The organism is Pseudomonas sp. EA_5y_Pfl2_R50 (assembly GCF_963970475.1).
Lineage (GTDB): Bacteria > Pseudomonadota > Gammaproteobacteria > Pseudomonadales > Pseudomonadaceae > Aquipseudomonas.
Window position 1 is genome coordinate 133,911 of the sequence record NZ_CAXAPT010000004.1, and the last position, 15,830, is coordinate 149,740.

At 58.3% G+C, this 15,830-nt stretch carries 12 protein-coding genes; 3 read left to right on the top strand and 9 right to left on the bottom strand.

The genetic code is table 11. The features are described 5' to 3' along the window. Window positions 1-167 precede the first annotated feature (167 nt). The 3 genes from AACY19_RS08575 (at window position 168) to AACY19_RS08585 (ending at window position 2,506) form a co-directional block, all read left to right on the top strand. Window positions 168-1,403 carry an MFS transporter gene (locus tag AACY19_RS08575; RefSeq protein ID WP_339449834.1) on the top strand — a complete coding sequence of 412 codons (1,236 nt, stop codon included), beginning with the start codon at window positions 168-170 and terminating at the stop codon, window positions 1,401-1,403. A 156-nt stretch (window positions 1,404-1,559) separates the two neighbouring features. Continuing rightward, window positions 1,560-1,814 (top strand): hypothetical protein, encoded by a 255-nt coding sequence (locus AACY19_RS08580; protein WP_339449835.1) that lies wholly within the window; start codon window positions 1,560-1,562, stop codon window positions 1,812-1,814. Window positions 1,815-2,098: 284 nt separating this feature from the next. Then, the gene (locus AACY19_RS08585) at window positions 2,099-2,506 is read left to right on the top strand and encodes a hypothetical protein (RefSeq protein WP_339449836.1); all 408 of its coding nucleotides are present in this window, start codon (window positions 2,099-2,101) and stop codon (window positions 2,504-2,506) included. A 322-nt stretch (window positions 2,507-2,828) separates the two neighbouring features. Here AACY19_RS08585 and AACY19_RS08590 read toward each other — a convergent pair whose 3' ends face one another. From AACY19_RS08590 to AACY19_RS08630, 9 genes are all read right to left on the bottom strand, one after another. Further along, entirely contained in the window at window positions 2,829-3,809 is a 981-nt protein-coding gene (locus AACY19_RS08590; RefSeq protein ID WP_339449837.1) for a peptide ABC transporter ATP-binding protein, read from the bottom strand. Continuing rightward, the gene (locus AACY19_RS08595; protein ID WP_339449838.1) at window positions 3,809-4,777 is read right to left on the bottom strand and encodes an ABC transporter ATP-binding protein; all 969 of its coding nucleotides are present in this window, start codon (window positions 4,775-4,777) and stop codon (window positions 3,809-3,811) included. Before AACY19_RS08595 ends, AACY19_RS08590 begins: the two co-directional genes overlap by 1 nt. A 10-nt stretch (window positions 4,778-4,787) precedes the next feature. Then, a complete protein-coding gene (locus AACY19_RS08600; RefSeq protein WP_339449839.1) occupies window positions 4,788-5,714 on the bottom strand; it encodes an ABC transporter permease subunit in 927 nt (308 codons plus the stop codon). Between the two features lie 11 nt (window positions 5,715-5,725). Further along, window positions 5,726-6,736 (bottom strand): ABC transporter permease subunit, encoded by a 1,011-nt coding sequence (locus AACY19_RS08605; protein ID WP_007917620.1) that lies wholly within the window; start codon window positions 6,734-6,736, stop codon window positions 5,726-5,728. A 73-nt stretch (window positions 6,737-6,809) separates the two neighbouring features. Further along, window positions 6,810-8,405 carry an ABC transporter substrate-binding protein gene (locus tag AACY19_RS08610; RefSeq protein WP_339449840.1) on the bottom strand — a complete coding sequence of 532 codons (1,596 nt, stop codon included), beginning with the start codon at window positions 8,403-8,405 and terminating at the stop codon, window positions 6,810-6,812. Window positions 8,406-8,483: 78 nt separating this feature from the next. Next, window positions 8,484-9,860: an OprD family porin gene (locus AACY19_RS08615; protein ID WP_339449841.1), complete on the bottom strand. Its 1,377-nt coding sequence runs from the start codon at window positions 9,858-9,860 to the stop codon at window positions 8,484-8,486. Window positions 9,861-10,035: 175 nt separating this feature from the next. Beyond that, entirely contained in the window at window positions 10,036-11,634 is a 1,599-nt protein-coding gene (locus tag AACY19_RS08620) for an ABC transporter substrate-binding protein (protein WP_339449842.1), read from the bottom strand. Window positions 11,635-11,936: 302 nt separating this feature from the next. Further along, window positions 11,937-13,562, bottom strand: a complete 1,626-nt coding sequence (locus AACY19_RS08625; RefSeq protein ID WP_339449843.1) for an ABC transporter substrate-binding protein — start codon at window positions 13,560-13,562, stop codon at window positions 11,937-11,939. 260 nt (window positions 13,563-13,822) lie between these two features. Further along, complete coding sequence (locus AACY19_RS08630; protein ID WP_339449844.1) at window positions 13,823-15,424, bottom strand: ABC transporter substrate-binding protein; 1,602 nt, start codon at window positions 15,422-15,424, stop codon at window positions 13,823-13,825. Window positions 15,425-15,830 lie beyond the last annotated feature (406 nt).

Consider the following 15,830-nt stretch of genomic DNA (forward strand, 5'->3'; position numbering starts at 1 on the left):
CGGGAGGGTTAGGGTGAGGGGCTTTTGATCTTCGGCACGGTTATATCGCGCGCAATGGCTGTAGGACGACTCCGTTTTTTGTGATGTCGATGTTCTCGAGCGCGACAACCGCCGTGCTGACCGTTAGTGTTCCAGCTCCACGCACGTCGCTTTGAGAGGTCAATGGAATGACGAGTCGTCTGACTCACCTGCTGCGCCTCGGCGGTTATTTCGGTGTGATGGCCTGGGTGCTTGCGGCGCTGTTGTTCATCAATCGCCTGAGCAGCATGGTCAAGTTGTTCATGGCGCTGTACCTGCGCCAGGAGCTCGGGCTGGCGATTGAGACGGTTGGCTGGCTGCTGTCGGCGTATGGCGCGGGCTTGCTGATCGGCTCGATGCTCGGCGGCTGGCTCAGTGATCATGTGCGCACGGCGCGGCTGACGGCGGCGCTGTTCTTCATTTCGGCGTGGGTGCTGATTCTGCTGGGGCTGGTGACGCAAGTGCCGTTACTCGCCGCGTTGTTGTTGCTCAGCGGCACCCTCGATGGCGCCATCCGCACCCTCCATCAGCGCCTGATCATGGAGTATTGCGAGCCTGCACAGCGCTCTCGCGCCCAAGCGCTGAGCCGGGTCGCGCGAAATCTTGGGATGGCTGCTGCCGGTATTGCCGGCGGGGTGTTGGCGCAGACGGATTTCCGTTGGGTGTTTTTTGTCAGTGCGGCAATGACGTTGCTGGCGTTGCTCTGGTTTGTGCGCACCACCTGGCGCCGCGCGGTGCTCGAACCCGATGAGGTGGCCGTGGCAGGCACCGGCACAGGCGCGCCGTTGCGCGACACGGCATTCCTCTGGCTACTGGGCGCGGCCGTGTTGCTGGGGATGGCCTTCGACACCGTCTACAGCACGCTGGGCAACTATCTGCGCGACTATTACCACTTGAGTACCGAGGCCATCGGTTGGCAGTTCGGGCTCAACGCGATGCTGGTGGTGGCGCTGCAGATTCCACTGACGCACTGGGGCGAGCGTTGGGGCGCGCGTCGGCAACTGCTGGCGGGCTGTGTGTTGCTGGCCGTCGGGCTGGGCATGCTGCCGTTTGGCTCCGGGTTGTTTTACGTGTGTTTGTCGACCGTGATCTGGACGTTGGGTGAAGCTTTTTTCATGCCGCCGATGAATGTGCTGGTCATGCAGCATGCGCAGGGTGGCAAAAGCGGCCAGTATTTTGGTCTGTTTTTCATGAGCTGGAGCGCGAGCGCACTGCTGTCGCCGGTGCTCAGTGGTCAGTTGTATGGGCACTTCGGAGGGCACAGCGTATGGCTTGCGAGCGCGACACTGGCACTGTTGACCTTGCCGCTGATCTACCTCGCGACGCGCTCAGTGACCCAGGCCAAGGCGCTGACCGCCAGCAAAAACGCCTCCTCGCTTAGCTGATTCGGTTATAGCCGTTATTCACAAGTGATCTGCCGGGCCGGGGCATTTACAGGGCCGGGTTAGCGTCCTGTCTGGTGAACCTCGCTGATCGGAACTAGATTTCATCCAGCGCCGGATCGGCATCCAGGCTTCAACCACGAATGGATGGAAATGACTATGAGCATTTTTCAACGCATTGTGCTGTTGCTTAAGGTTTTGGTGCTGTTGACGCTTGGCACCACGGCGGCCTGGGCGAGTGCCACCACGCCACCCCAAGGATTTAATACGGCCCAAGGCGACGCCGGTGTAATCATGCTGGCCAAGTCGGAAGCCGAACCGGGCGATCAGGATCAGGCTGGCAGTGAGAACGATGATGATTCGACCACCGACGAGCCAGACACGGACGATGACGAAGGCGACAGCCAGTCGTAACTCGCGGGCAAAAGAAAACCCCTTCCGCTGCGATTGATGTATCAGCAGTGGAAGGAGGTTTCATTGACACATGTATCAAAGTTATTAGAGCGACCTGGGTGGGCTTGCATTTTTACATGCATCGATTTTTCAAGGTTTTTGAGTTTTATTCATTTTTTCGAGACTAAAGCATCTGTTTATTTCAATTCGATTGGTAGTACCTGTCAGAAGTGACAGTGGTCGGCTCGTCTTTGTAATGGTTTAATTTTTTTGCAGTTTTTAAATTAAACAAAGAGGAATTGGCCATGATTGCGGCGAAAAATATTACTACGGGCAAGCTAAAGGTTGAAGTTGGCAAGGGCGAACGTTTTGTTACGGATAAAGTTTCTTGTGTTGTGTATACGGGGTCTCTTTTGCTAAGAGGATCTGGTGATAATGATCGAGAAGAACTTAAAATACAAATCTCAGAGGGGGGTGAAATTGAGCAAGGTGTCGAGTATAAGTTTGATGGGTTAACTCAAAGTAATGCCACTTACACGGACCATCATGGGGTGGCTTGGTATGTGAAGGGCGGGCGCATTAAACTCACGACTTTTGATTTGAAGAATCAAACTGCAATTTTTGATTTTGATTTTAAGGCCTTTAATGAAGAAGGCGTCGAGAAAGACTTGAATGGTGATGGGGCGTTTCAAGGCTTTAACACGTCTTCATAAAATTCCGCTTCGGTTTAGATTTAAGAACATCGATGGCAGGGTAGTGTTTGGCTACTTCATGAATACGTCAATTTACCTTTGGAACATATGTTTTTGCTCTCCAAAGAGCCGTACAACGAAGGCGGCAGTTTCGTAAATCGCGGGCAAAAGAAAATCCCTTCTTCCCGACTGATGCGCAATCGAGAGAGAAGGGGTTGGTTAACACTTCAAGTACAACTCAATTCCCTTGTAGGCGTGAGCCTGCTCGCGATAGCGGAGTCTCAGTCGATGCAGATGTTGACTGGAACAACGCCATCGCGAGCAGGCTCACGCCCACAGGTTTTCATGCAGCGCCGTCGAGGAACTGCTCGGCGTAGTGGCAAGCCACTTGCCGGTTGTCCAGTTGACGCAACAACGGTTCTTCCGTGCTGCAACGCTCGGTCGCATACGGGCAGCGCTTGTGGAAAGCACAGCCTGGCGGCGGATTCAGCGGGTTGGGCAGTTCGCCGACGATCTTGATTTTCGGCTTGTCCGGGTCTGGGTGAATGGTCGGAGTCGCCGAAAGCAGCGCCTGGGTGTACGGGTGCAGAGGACGGGTGTAGATGTCCTCTTTCGGGCCCATTTCCACTGGACGACCGAGGTACATCACCATCACGTGATCAGCCACATGACGCACCACCGCAAGGTTGTGCGAGATGAACACGTAGGCGGTGTTGAACTCCTGTTGCAGATCCATGAACAGGTTGAGCACCTGCGCCTGAATCGACACGTCCAGCGCCGAAGTCGGTTCGTCCGCCACCAGTACTTTCGGTTGCAGCATCATTGCGCGTGCCAGGGCGATACGCTGACGCTGACCACCGGAGAACATGTGCGGATAACGCTGGTAGTGCTCTGGACGCAAGCCGACCTGCTTCATCATCGCCTGAACTTTCTCGCGACGTTCGGTGGCGCTCAGGTTGGTGTTGATCAGCAGCGGCTCGGCCAGTTGATCGCCGATTTTCTGCCGTGGGTTCAGCGACGCGTAAGGGCTTTGGAACACCATCTGCACGTCTTTGCGCAATTGCTTGCGTTGCGCCTTGTCGGCGCCGGCCACTTCCTGTCCGGCGATTTGCAGCGAACCCGATGACGGCTCTTCAATCAGCGTCAGGGCGCGGGCGAGGGTGGATTTGCCGCAGCCCGACTCTCCCACGACGGCGAGGGTCTTGCCGGCTTCCAGTTCGAACGACACGCCGTTGAGCGCGCGTACGGTCGCATGGCCCTTGAACAGGCCACGGGAGACTTCGTAGTGACGGGTCAGGTCGCGGGCGGTAAGTACGACGGCCATTACGCCACCTCCTGGTTCAGCGGGTAGAAGCAGCGGGCGAGGCTGTGGGCTTTCGGATCAAGGCCCGGACGCTGCGCGCGGCAGCTGTCCTGCACGTAGGGGCAGCGAGGCGACAGCAGGCAACCCTGCGGACGGTCATAGCGGCCCGGAACGATGCCTGGCAGGGTCGACAGACGTGAAGCGCCGAGACTGTGCTCGGGAATCGCCTTGAGCAGCGCTTCGCTGTAAGGGTGTGCCGGGATGTCGAACAGTTGCGGCACCTGACCGACTTCAACGGCTTGTCCTGCGTACATCACGCAGACGCGCTGAGCAGTTTCCGCCACGACGGCGAGGTCGTGAGTGATCAGCACCAGGCCCATGTTCTGTTCTTTCTGCAACGCCAGCAGCAGATCCATGATCTGTGCCTGAATCGTCACGTCCAGCGCCGTGGTCGGTTCGTCGGCGATCAGCAGTTTCGGCTCGCCGGCAATTGCCATGGCAATCGCAACACGCTGGCTCATGCCGCCGGACAGTTGATGCGGGTAGGCGTCCATACGGCTGGCAGCGCCCGGGATTTCGACTTTTTCCAGCAATTCGATGGCACGCTTGCGCGCTTGCTTGCCGGACATTTTCAGGTGCAGGCGCAGCACTTCTTCGATCTGGAAACCGACGGTGTAGCTCGGGTTCAGCGCGGTCATCGGGTCCTGGAACACCATCGACAGGTCTTTGCCGACGATCTGCCGACGCTGGCGGTTGCTCAGCTTGAGCATGTCTTTGCCGTCGAAGCTGAGGGCGTCGGCGGTGACGATGCCGGGATGCTCGATCAGCCCCATCAGCGCCATCATGGTCACGGATTTACCCGAGCCCGACTCGCCAACAATGGCCAGCACTTCGCCCTTGTCGACTTTCAGGTCGAGGCCATCGACCACCGGGGTGGCGTTTTTGTCGCCGAAGCGAACGTTGAGATTCTTGATTTCTAGCAGTGACATGGGAATCTCCTCAGGCGGCGTTCTTGAGTTTCGGGTCCAGCGCATCGCGCAGACCGTCGCCCATCAAGTTGATTGCCAGCACGCTGAGCAAAATGGTCAAACCAGGCAGACTGACTACCCACCAGGCGCGTTCGATGTAGTCGCGGGCCGAGGCCAGCATGGTGCCCCACTCAGGGGTTGGCGGTTGTACGCCAAGACCGAGGAAGCCCAGCGCCGCAGCGTCGAGAATCGCCGAGGAGAAGCTCAGGGTCGCCTGTACGATCAGCGGCGCCATGCAGTTCGGCAGCACGGTGATGAACATCAGACGAGGCAGGCCGGCACCGGCCAGGCGCGCAGCGGTCACGTAATCGCGGTTCAGTTCGCCCATTACGGCGGCACGGGTCAGACGCACGTAGGACGGCAGCGAAACCACGGCAATCGCGATCACGGTGTTGATCAGGCCAGGGCCGAGGATGGCGACAATCGCCACAGCCAGCAGCAGCGACGGCAGGGCCAGCATGATGTCCATCAGACGCATGATGGTCGGGCCGATCATCTTCGGGAAGAAACCGGCGAACAGACCCAGCAGAATCCCCGGGATCAGCGACATCACCACGGACGACAAACCGATCAGCAGCGACAGGCGTGAGCCCTGGATCAGGCGCGACAGCAAGTCACGACCCAGTTCATCGGTGCCGAGCAGAAACTGCATCTGGCCGCCTTCCAGCCACACCGGTGGCGTCAGCAGGAAGTCGCGGTATTGCTCGCTCGGGTTATGCGGCGCGACCCACGGCGCGAACACCGCGCAGAAGATGATCAGCAGCATGAACAGCAGGCCGGCAACCGCACCCTTGTTCTTCGAAAAGGCTTGCCAGAATTCTTTGTACGGCGACGGGTACAGCAGGCTTTGATCCGCGTTGGTGGCGGAAGTCGCTACTGAGGAAGTTGGAGTGCTCATTGAATTGGACCTCAGCGCTGATGACGGATGCGTGGGTTGGCAAAGCCGTAGAGGATGTCCACTACGAAGTTGACCAGAATCACCAGGCAGGCGATTAACAGGATGCCGTTTTGCACAACCGGGTAGTCCCGGGCGCCGATGGCTTCGATCAGCCATTTACCGATGCCGGGCCAGGAGAAGATGGTTTCGGTCAGAACCGCGCCGGCCAGCAATGTGCCGACTTGCAGGCCGACCACGGTGAGTACCGGAATCAGCGCGTTACGCAGGCCGTGGACAAACACTACGCGCGACGGCGACAGGCCTTTGGCCTTGGCGGTGCGGATGTAGTCTTCGCGCAGCACTTCGAGCATCGACGAGCGGGTCATCCGCGCGATGACCGCCAGTGGGATGGTGCCGAGCACGATGGCCGGCAGGATCAGGTGATGCAAGGCATCGAAGAAAGCGCCGACGTCATCGGCCAGCAGCGTGTCGATCAGCATGAAACCGGTGCGCGGCTCGATGTCGTAGAGCAGGTCGATCCGTCCGGATACCGGCGTCCAGCCCAGGCTCACCGAGAAGAACATGATCAGGATCAGGCCCCACCAGAAGATCGGCATCGAATACCCCGCGAGGGAGATGCCCATCACCCCGTGGTCGAACAGCGATCCTCGCTTGAGGGCCGCGATCACCCCGGCCAGCAGCCCGAGAATGCCCGCGAACAGCAGGGCGGCCATGGACAGTTCCAGGGTCGCCGGGAAGAGGGAGGTGAACTCGGTCCACACGCTCTCACGGGTGCGCAGGGATTCGCCGAGATCGCCTTGAGCCAGTTTGCCGATGTAGTCCAGATACTGGGCGTACAGCGGCTTGTTCAGACCTAGGCGTTCCATTGCCTGAGCGTGCATTTCGGGGTCGACCCGACGTTCGCCCATCATCACTTCCACGGGGTCGCCCGGAATCATGCGAATCAACGCGAAAGTCAGCAAGGTGATGCCGAAAAACGTGGGGATCAATAACCCCAGTCGGCGGGCAATAAAACTAAACATCGTGTGTGGTACCTCATCAGCCGGTTAGGCGTGCCCGGCGTCTCTGGGGTCAGGGACGCCGGGAGTTTCTTATCTACTTCACCTGGGTGGTGGCGAAGTTATTCGTGGTGAGAGGGCTGATGTGATAACCCTCTACGTTGTTGCGCATTGCGGTGAACATCCTGGTGTGGGCCATGCTGATCCATGGCTGATCCTGATTAAACAGCACTTGCGCCTGTTCGTAGAGTGCGGCGCGTTCGGCCGGATCTACTTTAGCCCGTGCCTCATCCAGCAGTGCCTGGAATTTTTCGTTGCACCAGCGCGCATAGTTCTCGCCATTTTTTGCCGCTTCGCAACTGAGCATAGGCGTCAGAAAGTTATCCGGGTCGCCGTTGTCGCCCGCCCATCCGGCCGAGACCATATCGTGTTCGCCAGCCTTGGCGCGTTTGAGCATTTCGCCCCATTCCATCACGCGGATGTCGATCTTGATCCCGACTTTCGCCAGGTCAGCCTGCATCATTTGCGCGCCGAGCATCGGGTTGGGGTTGGTCGGGCCGCCACCGTTGCGGGTAAACAGGGTAAACACGGTGCCTTCCGGTACACCGGCTTCCTTGAGCAGGGCGCGGGCCTTGTCGAGGTCGCGTGGCGGGTTTTTCAGGTCGTGGTTGTAGCCGAGCAGGGTCGGCGGGTACGGGTTGACCGCGACCGACGCATTGCCTTTGCCGAACAGCGCGTTGACATAAGCTTCCTTGTCGAACGCGATGTCGATGGCTTTGCGCACGCGCACGTCGCTCATGTACTTGTGCTGGGTGTTCATGGCGATGTACGAGACGGTCATCGCGTCCAGTTCATCGACTTTCAGGTTGCTGTCTTTCTTGATGCTCGGGATGTCATCCGGTTTCGGATACAGCGCGATCTGGCACTCGTTGGCCTTGAGCTTCTGCAGGCGCACGTTGTTGTCGGTGGCGATGGCCAGGATCAACGCGTCAGCCGGCGGCTTGCCACGGAAGTAGTCCGGGTTGGCCTTGAAGCGCACCTGAGCGTCCTTGGCGTAACGCTGGAAGATGAACGGGCCGGTGCCGATTGGCTTGTTGTTCAGGTCGCCAGTCTTGTTGGCCTTGAGCAACTGATCGGCGTATTCGGCCGGGTAGATCGAGGAAAACGCCATCGCGATGTCGGCCAGGAACGGCGCTTCGCGGCGGGTCAGGGTGAACTTGACGGTGTTGTCGTCGACTTTTTCGACGTTTTTCAACAGTTCCTTGAAGCCCATGCTTTCAAAGTACGGGAAGCCCACGCTCGACAGTTTGTGCCACGGGTGATTCGGGTCCAGCTGACGCTGGAAGCTCCAGACCACGTCGTCGGCGTTCATGTCGCGGGTCGGCTTGAAGTATTCGGTGGTATGAAACTTGACGCCTTTGCGCAGGTGGAACGTGTAGGTCAGGCCGTCTTCGCTGATGTCCCAGGACTCGGCGAGTGCCGGGATCACTTCAGTGGTGCCGGGCTTGAAGTCGGCCAGGCGGTTGAAGATGGTTTCGGCCACAGCGTCCGCCGTGACTGCAGTCGTGTACTGGACCATGTCGAAGCCTTCCGGACTGGCTTCGGTGCAGACCACCAAGGGTTTGGCCGAAACGCCGATGGCGGCGCTCAACAACGCGGCAGCGACGGCCGCACGTAGGGGAAGCATTTTCATCGATAACCCTCTGCAATCGGTTGAAGACAAAAACCGAACGGCCGACTCCTCATGAGTCAGCCGTCGGTTGGCGTGTTTTTACAGGATGTTGAACGGAATCGTCGTCACGAGACGGAACTCGTTGATGCTGCCGTCAGCCTGGTTTTCGCTGGCGCGGTGGGTGGTGTAGGTCGCGCGGATGGTGGTGGCCTTGAGCGGACCGCTCTGCACGGCGTAGGAAGAACCGATGCCGTATTCGTAGTGGTGCTCGCCGTCCATGTTGCGGACATCGTAAGCGGTGCCGACGTAGTGAGTACCGTCGATGCCCCAGCCGCGGGCGCTGTAGGCGTTGAACTTCAGGCCCGGAATGCCGTACTCGGCCATGTTGATGCCGTAGGCGATCTGGAAGGATTTCTCGTTCGGTCCGTTGAAGTCGGACAGCAGGGAGTTGGCCAGGTAGATACCGTTGGTTTCGTGCAGGTAGTCGAAGTACTCGTTACCGTTCACTTCCTGATAGGAGAAGGTCAGGGTGTGCGCCTGGTGAGTCAGACCGAACGACAGCGAGTAGGTGTCGTTGTCGATCTCGCCCATCAGCTTTTTGCCTTCGTCGACGGTCTTGTAGTAGTTCAGGCCGGTGGTCAGGCTCAGTACCGAGCTGTCGCCCAGTTCGTGAGTGGCGCCGAAGTAGTACTGGTTCCAGAAGTCTTCAGCCTGGGTCGCGTAGAGGCTGGTTTTCAGGCTCTTGAGCGGCTGGTAGTTCACGCCGGCGGTGTTGACGTGATCGGTTTCAACGCCGGTGTTGCTGTATTCGGTACGGAATTTCGACAGGCTCTGTTCGGTACGTGGTGACACGCGGTCGAAGGTGGCGAGGTCGAACGACAGGTTGTCGAATTCTTCACTGTGGATCGCCACACCTTCGAAGCTCGAAGGCAACGGACGGTTACCGATGACGTCGACGATCGGGCTGCTGAAGTTCATGCGGCCGGCGGTCAGGGTGGTATTGGAGATCCGTGCCTTGACGTTGGCCAGGCCCAGTTTGCTCCACTGGTCAACCGCGTCGCCGTTGGAGTGGGCGAGGGTACGGTTGGAACCGCCCTTGATGTCTTCGCGGCTGCGATCCAGCGCGATGGCGTTGTAGGCCGCGACTTCGGTGCTGAAACCCACGGTGCCTTGGGTGAAGCCCGAGGTGTAGTTCAGGATGGTGCCCTGAACCCAGTTGATCCGGCGCGAACCGTTCAGGGTTTCGCCATGGCGCTCATAGTTGAAGGTGCCGCCGCGCTTTTTTTCTTCGTTGGCGTACCAGTTGCGGGTCGAACCCGACAGGCTCTGGCCATCGATGAAACCTTTGGCTTCGGACTGGGCGCTGGTGCTGGCCAGTTGCGTCGGCATGAAGTCCTGGCTGACGCTTTCAGCGTGGGCTGCGGCGGTGATGCTGCTGATGGCCAGGGCCAGTATCGCGGTGTTGCTCAGTTTCATGGGTGAAGCTCCTTTACTTTCTTTTTATGCCGGCTTTTTTTGGTATGCCGGTTATTGGTTTAGAACTCGTTCACACATCGCAAACGTTTGCAGAAAGACGGATAGGCGAATTTCGGCAATGCGCTTGCGTGAGGGGCTAGACAGCGCCCCCCAGCGTTGCGGCTAATCATCTGGTTTAATCGATACCGACACCCGAGAACACGTTGCGACCGAACGGGCTGACTTTGAAGCCCTCGATCCTCGTGCTTAACGGTTGGTTGACCGTCGAGTGGGCCACTGGCGTGATCGGCACTTGCTGTTTAAGCAATTGCTGAGCCTGTTTGTAGAGCACGGTGCGCTGGTCGCGGTCGGTGACGACCTTGGCCTCTTTGATCAGCTTGTCGTAAGCCGGATCGCACCACATGGAGTAGTTGTTGCCGCCGATAGCGTCGCAGCTGTACAGCGTGCCGAGCCAGTTGTCCGGATCACCATTGTCCCCGGTCCAGCCGATCAGGCTGATGTCGTGCTCGCCGTTCTTGGTGCGCTTGATGTACTCGCCCCATTCGTAGCTGACGATCTTTACTTTCAGACCGATTTTGGCCCAATCCGCCTGGAGCATTTCGGCCATCAGTTTGGCGTTGGGGTTGTACGGACGCTGCACCGGCATCGCCCACAAGGTGATCTCGGTGCCTTCCTTGACGCCGGCAGCCTTGAGCAGCTCTTTGGCTTTTTCCGGGTTGTAGGCGGCGTCCTTGACGGTGTCATCGTAGGACCACTGAGTCGGCGGCATCGCGTTGACTGCCAATTGACCGGCGCCCTGATAAACGGCGTTGAGAATCCCTTGTTTATTCACCGCCATGTCCAGCGCCTGACGCACTTCAAGCTGGTCGAAAGGCTTGTGGCGGACGTTGTAGGCGATGTAGCCGAGGTTGAAGCCCGGCTTGGAGATCAGTTGCAGTTTCGGGTCGTTCTTCAGCGCTTCGACATCAGCCGGGCGTGGATGCAGGGTGATCTGGCACTCGCCGGCCTTGAGCTTCTGCACTCGGACCGAGGCGTCGGTGTTGATGGCGAAGATCAGGTTGTCGAGCTTGACCCGGCTCGGGTCCCAGTAGTTTTTGTTGCCGGTGTAACGGATGTTCGAGTCTTTCTGGTAGCTCTTGAACACGAACGGCCCAGTGCCCACGGGCTTCTGGTTGATGTCGCTCGGCTTGCCTTCGGCCAGCAGCTTGTCGGCGTATTCAGCAGACAGGATGGCGGCGAAACTCATGGCGATGTTCTGGATGAACGCGGCGTCGACGCTGTTGAGCGTGAATTCCACGGTCAGCGGCCCGGTCTTCTCGACCTTGGCGATGTTCTTGTTCAGGCTCATCCCGTTGAAATACGGGAATTCGGTTGGATAAGCCTTACGGAATGGCTGTTGCGGATCGAGCATGCGGTTAAACGTGAACAGCACATCATCGGCGTTGAAATCGCGAGTCGGTTTGAAATACGGCGTTGTATGAAATTTCACGCCTTCGCGCAGGTGAAAGGTGTACTTGAGACCATCCTCGGAAATCTCCCACTTGGTGGCCAGACCCGGTACGACATTGGTCGCGCCTTTTTCGAACTCGACCAGACGGTTGTAGATCGGTTCGGCGGCATCGTTGTCGGTGGCCGTTGTGTACTGCGCGGTATCGAAACCCGCCGGGCTGCCTTCGGAGCAGAACACCAGGCTTTTGCTGGCGGCGAGACTGGCGGACGAGGCGGCCAACAGGCCGGCGCCCAGCAGTGCGGAAAAAACCAAGGTATGGCGCATATGACGCTCCCTCTTTTTTAGTGTTGTGCAATGCACCGCGGTCTCATCCAGAGACGTTGTGGTTGCATTGAGCTCAATCCAATACGTGCAGCGAGCCGGTGGCCCACGCAGAAACTGGTCAGAACCCGACGGTAGGGGCCGCGGGTCTGGCAGTAAATGCGTAATTGCCTGAAAACTTGTAGGAAAAGTCGACGCGTCCTATACCGGTGCAGTCATCCGCAGCGGAATTGGATGTAGGCAAATTCCTTAATTTCCGGCAGGTAACGCAACGGCGACGTTAAAAACGTCGCCGCTGCAGTGCCTTATTTGCTGACGCTGACGCCGTAGAAGGAATTCAGGCCGAATGGGCTGATCTTGAAATCCTGCACGTTGGCGCGCATGGGTTGGTACACCGTCGAGTGAGCGATAGGTGTCATCGGGACTGCATCTTTGAGGACGTGTTGCGCCTGTTTGTACAGTTCGGTGCGCTTGGCCTGGTCGGTTGTCCGCTTGGCTTCTTTCACGAGGCCGTCGAACTTCTTGTCGCACCACTTGGAGAAGTTGTTGCCGCTGAGCGAGTCGCACCCGAACAGCACGTTCAGCCAGTTGTCCGGATCACCATTGTCACCGCTCCAGCCAATGATCATGGCCTGGTTCTCGCCACCTTTGGAACGCTTGATGTACTCGCCCCACTCGTAGCTGGTGATCTTCACTTTCAAGCCGATCTTGGCCCAGTCGGACTGGAGCATTTCAGCCATCAGCTTGGCGTTCGGGTTATACGGACGTTGAACCGGCATCGCCCACAGAACGATTTCGGTACCTTCCTTGACGCCGGCTTCCTTGAGCAGTTGCTTGGCTTTCTCAGGATCGTACTTGGCATCTTTGATGGTGGTGTCGTAGGACCACTGGGTCGGCGGCATGGCGTTGACGGCCAGTTGGCCGGCGCCCTGGTAAACCGAATCGATGATCTGCGGCTTGTTCACGGCCATGTCCAGCGCTTGACGTACACGCAGGTCAGCCAGCGGGTTCGCCTCGTTGCTGCCCTTGACCTTGTCCATCACGTTGTAGGCGATGTAACCCAGGTTGAAACCCGCCTGGTCAGGCATCTTCAGGGCTTTGTCTTCTTTCAGCGCTTTCAGATCGGCCGGACGCGGGAACAGAGTGATCTGGCATTCATTCTTTTTCAGCTTCTGGATACGCACCGACGGGTCGGTGGTGATGGCGAAGATCAGGTTGTCGATCTTCACGTCTTCAGGCTTCCAGTAATCCTTGTTGCCGGTGTAACGGATGTTGGAGTCTTTCTGGTAGCTCTTGAACACGAACGGACCAGTGCCGATCGGCTTCTGGTTGATGTCGGCAGCCTTGCCTTCTTTCAGCAACTGGGCAGCGTACTCGGCGGACTGCACCGAGGCGAAGCTCATGGCCATGTTCTGGATGAACGCGGCATCCACTTCTTTGAGGGTGAACTTGACGGTGTGATCGTCGACTTTATCGATCTTGGTGATGTTGGTATCCATCCCCATGTCGGTGAAGTACGGGAATTCGGTCGGGTACGCCTTACGGAACGGGTCATCCTTGTTAATCATGCGATTGAAGGTGAACAGCACGTCGTCGGCGTTGAACTCACGAGTCGGCTTGAAATACGGGGTGGTGTGGAACTTGACGCCTTCACGCAGGTGGAAGGTGTAAGTCAGGCCGTCATCGGAAATGTCCCACTTGGTCGCCAGACCAGGAATCACGGCGGTGCCGCCGCGCTCGAACTGGGTCAGACGGTTGAACATGGTTTCGGCTGAGGCGTCGAAGTCGGTTCCGGTGGTGTACTGGCCTGGGTCGAAACCGGCCGGGCTGCCTTCGGAGCAGAACACCAGGTTAGTCGCAGCGGATGCGAACGGTGCGGAGGCTAACAAGCCTGCGCCGACTAAAAACGGAATGACCGCGTGTTTAAGCATGTTGGCCTCATGATTTGTTGTCATTTTTTAGTTGTGAGGTACGACCTCGTGAGTCGTGCCTGCGGATACTTATGCAGGGGCCATACCCAATGCAAGATCCAGAGCGACTGCCAGCCTCAAAGCGTGGCACGAACGTACCTTAATGTCGCATCCGTATAACTTCTGACGCATTTGACCGTTTGCGGACAGTTTTTACGGTGCAAATGAGGCCCCAAAATGGTGCGCTGGTCACGTTGTGCGCGCCGCCTTGGGGCTTGGTGTTACTTATTTATACCCACGCCATAGAACGGGGTTAGACCGAACGGACTGATGCGGAAATCAGTGACTTCCTTTCGCAGTGGCTGGAACACCGTAGAGTTGGCAATCGGGGTAATCGGCACCTGCTGTTTAAGGACCCGTTGCGCCTGTTGATACAGTTTTACCCGTTGCGCCTTGTCGGTGGACACCTTGGCCTGCTGCACAAGCTTGTCGTAGGCCGGATCGCACCACTTGGCGTAGTTGCTGCCCTTCACCGCCGCGCAGCTGTAAAGCACGCCGAGCCAGTTGTCCGGGTCACCGTTGTCGCCTGTCCAGCCGTAGATCATGGCGTCGTGTTCACCGTTTTTCGCGCGCTTGATGTACTCGCCCCATTCATAGCTGACGATGTTGGCCTTGATGCCGATCTTGTCCCAATCCTGCTGGATCATCTGCGCCGATATGCGCGCATTCGGGTTCGAAGCGCGTTGCACTGTCATTGCCCAGAGGTTGATGGTTGTACCCGGTGCAACCCCTGCTTCTTTCAGTAGCACCTTGGCTTTTACCGGATCGTAGGGAGCGTCCTTGATGTTCGGATCATAGGACCATTGCGCCGGCGGCAAGGCGTTTTGCGCCAACTGCCCGGCACTCTGGTAGACGGCTTTGATGATCGCCGGTTTGTCGATGGCCATGTCCAGCGCCTGGCGCACTTTGAGCTGGTCGAGAGGCGCGTGGGTGGTGTTGTAGGCGAGGAATCCGAGGTTGAAACCGGCCTGTTTGAGCACGCGCAGATTCGGGTCTTTTTCCATCACTTCGATGTCGGCGGGGCGTGGGTAGCCGCTGACCTGGCATTCGCCGGCCTTGAGTTTTTGCAGGCGCACGGCGGCGTCTGGGGTGATCGAGAAGATCAGGTTGTCGATCTTCACGTCTTCGGGTTTCCAGTAGGCCTTGTTGGCGGCGTAGCGGATCTGCGAGTCCTTTTGGTAGCGCTTGAACACGAACGGGCCGGTGCCGATCGGCTTCTGATTGAGGTCGGCGGCTTTGCCGTCCTTCAACAGTTGTGCGGCGTATTCGGCTGATTGCACCGAGGCGAAGCTCATGGCGAGGTTTTGCACGAAGGCGGCGTCGACGTTGTTGAGGTTGAAGCGCACGGTGTTGTTGTCGAGTTTTTCTACCGATTTGATCGTGGTGTTCAGGCCCATGTCGGTGAAGTAGGGGGACTCGGCGGGGTAGGCCTTGCGGAAGGCATTGTCCGGGTCGAGCAGACGCTGGAAGGTGAACAGGACGTCGTCGGCGTTGAAGTCGCGGGTCGGGGTGAAATATTCCGTGGTGTGGAATTTCACGCCTTGGCGCAGGTGGAAGGTGTATTGCAGGCCATCCGGGGAGACGTCCCATTTGGTCGCCAGGCCGGGTTCGATGTCGGTCCCGCCGCGTTTGAATTGGGTGAGGCGGTTGAAGACGGTTTCGGCGGAAGCGTCGAAGTCGGTGCCGCTGGTGTATTGGCTGGGGTCGAAGCCGGCGGGGCTGGCTTCGGAGCAGTAGACCAGGGTTGTGGCGGCGTTTGCCAGTGGGGCGGTTGTGGCCAGGGCCAGGGAGATCAGGAGCGGTTTCAGGGTGGATCTTGGCATGGAGTCCCCGGGGAAATTGGAGGTGGTTGTTGGTTGAGATTAGCGGGGAATAGCGGGGTATCGGAAATATCGTTTTTCTCGGGGGAGTGTCTATCTCGGTATATCTGGGCGTTTTTTTTGGGGGCATATCCGTTGCTGCGGTAACGGCGGCTTAGGGTTCCGCCCTGACGGCGGGTCACTTTTTCCAGACGCCGAAAAAGTAACCAAAAAGGCTTGCTCCTGCGTGCGGCCCGCTCGCTGGGGCTCGGGGTTCCTTCGCTCCGGGATCGATCCGGGCGCAGCGTCTACGGTTTGCTTCGCTGCACCTCCTCTCGCTGTGTTTGGCTGCGCCAAACGGTCGCTGCGCTCCCAAGCCCGGATCAATCCCTCCACTCAGCCTTCCGACGTCGCCCGTGGATCAAGATCA

Bases quoted from the DNA above. Each gene is read 5' to 3' on its own strand.
- AACY19_RS08575 (WP_339449834.1), top strand. From the start codon at position 168: ATGACGAGTCGTCTGACTCACCTGCTGCGCCTCGGCGGTTATTTCGGT.
- AACY19_RS08580 (WP_339449835.1), top strand. From the start codon at position 1,560: ATGAGCATTTTTCAACGCATTGTGCTGTTGCTTAAGGTTTTGGTGCTG.
- AACY19_RS08585 (WP_339449836.1), top strand. From the start codon at position 2,099: ATGATTGCGGCGAAAAATATTACTACGGGCAAGCTAAAGGTTGAAGTT.
- AACY19_RS08590 (WP_339449837.1), bottom strand. From the start codon at position 3,809: ATGGCCGTCGTACTTACCGCCCGCGACCTGACCCGTCACTACGAAGTC.
- AACY19_RS08595 (WP_339449838.1), bottom strand. From the start codon at position 4,777: ATGTCACTGCTAGAAATCAAGAATCTCAACGTTCGCTTCGGCGACAAA.
- AACY19_RS08600 (WP_339449839.1), bottom strand. From the start codon at position 5,714: ATGAGCACTCCAACTTCCTCAGTAGCGACTTCCGCCACCAACGCGGAT.
- AACY19_RS08605 (WP_007917620.1), bottom strand. From the start codon at position 6,736: ATGTTTAGTTTTATTGCCCGCCGACTGGGGTTATTGATCCCCACGTTT.
- AACY19_RS08610 (WP_339449840.1), bottom strand. From the start codon at position 8,405: ATGAAAATGCTTCCCCTACGTGCGGCCGTCGCTGCCGCGTTGTTGAGC.
- AACY19_RS08615 (WP_339449841.1), bottom strand. From the start codon at position 9,860: ATGAAACTGAGCAACACCGCGATACTGGCCCTGGCCATCAGCAGCATC.
- AACY19_RS08620 (WP_339449842.1), bottom strand. From the start codon at position 11,634: ATGCGCCATACCTTGGTTTTTTCCGCACTGCTGGGCGCCGGCCTGTTG.
- AACY19_RS08625 (WP_339449843.1), bottom strand. From the start codon at position 13,562: ATGCTTAAACACGCGGTCATTCCGTTTTTAGTCGGCGCAGGCTTGTTA.
- AACY19_RS08630 (WP_339449844.1), bottom strand. From the start codon at position 15,424: ATGCCAAGATCCACCCTGAAACCGCTCCTGATCTCCCTGGCCCTGGCC.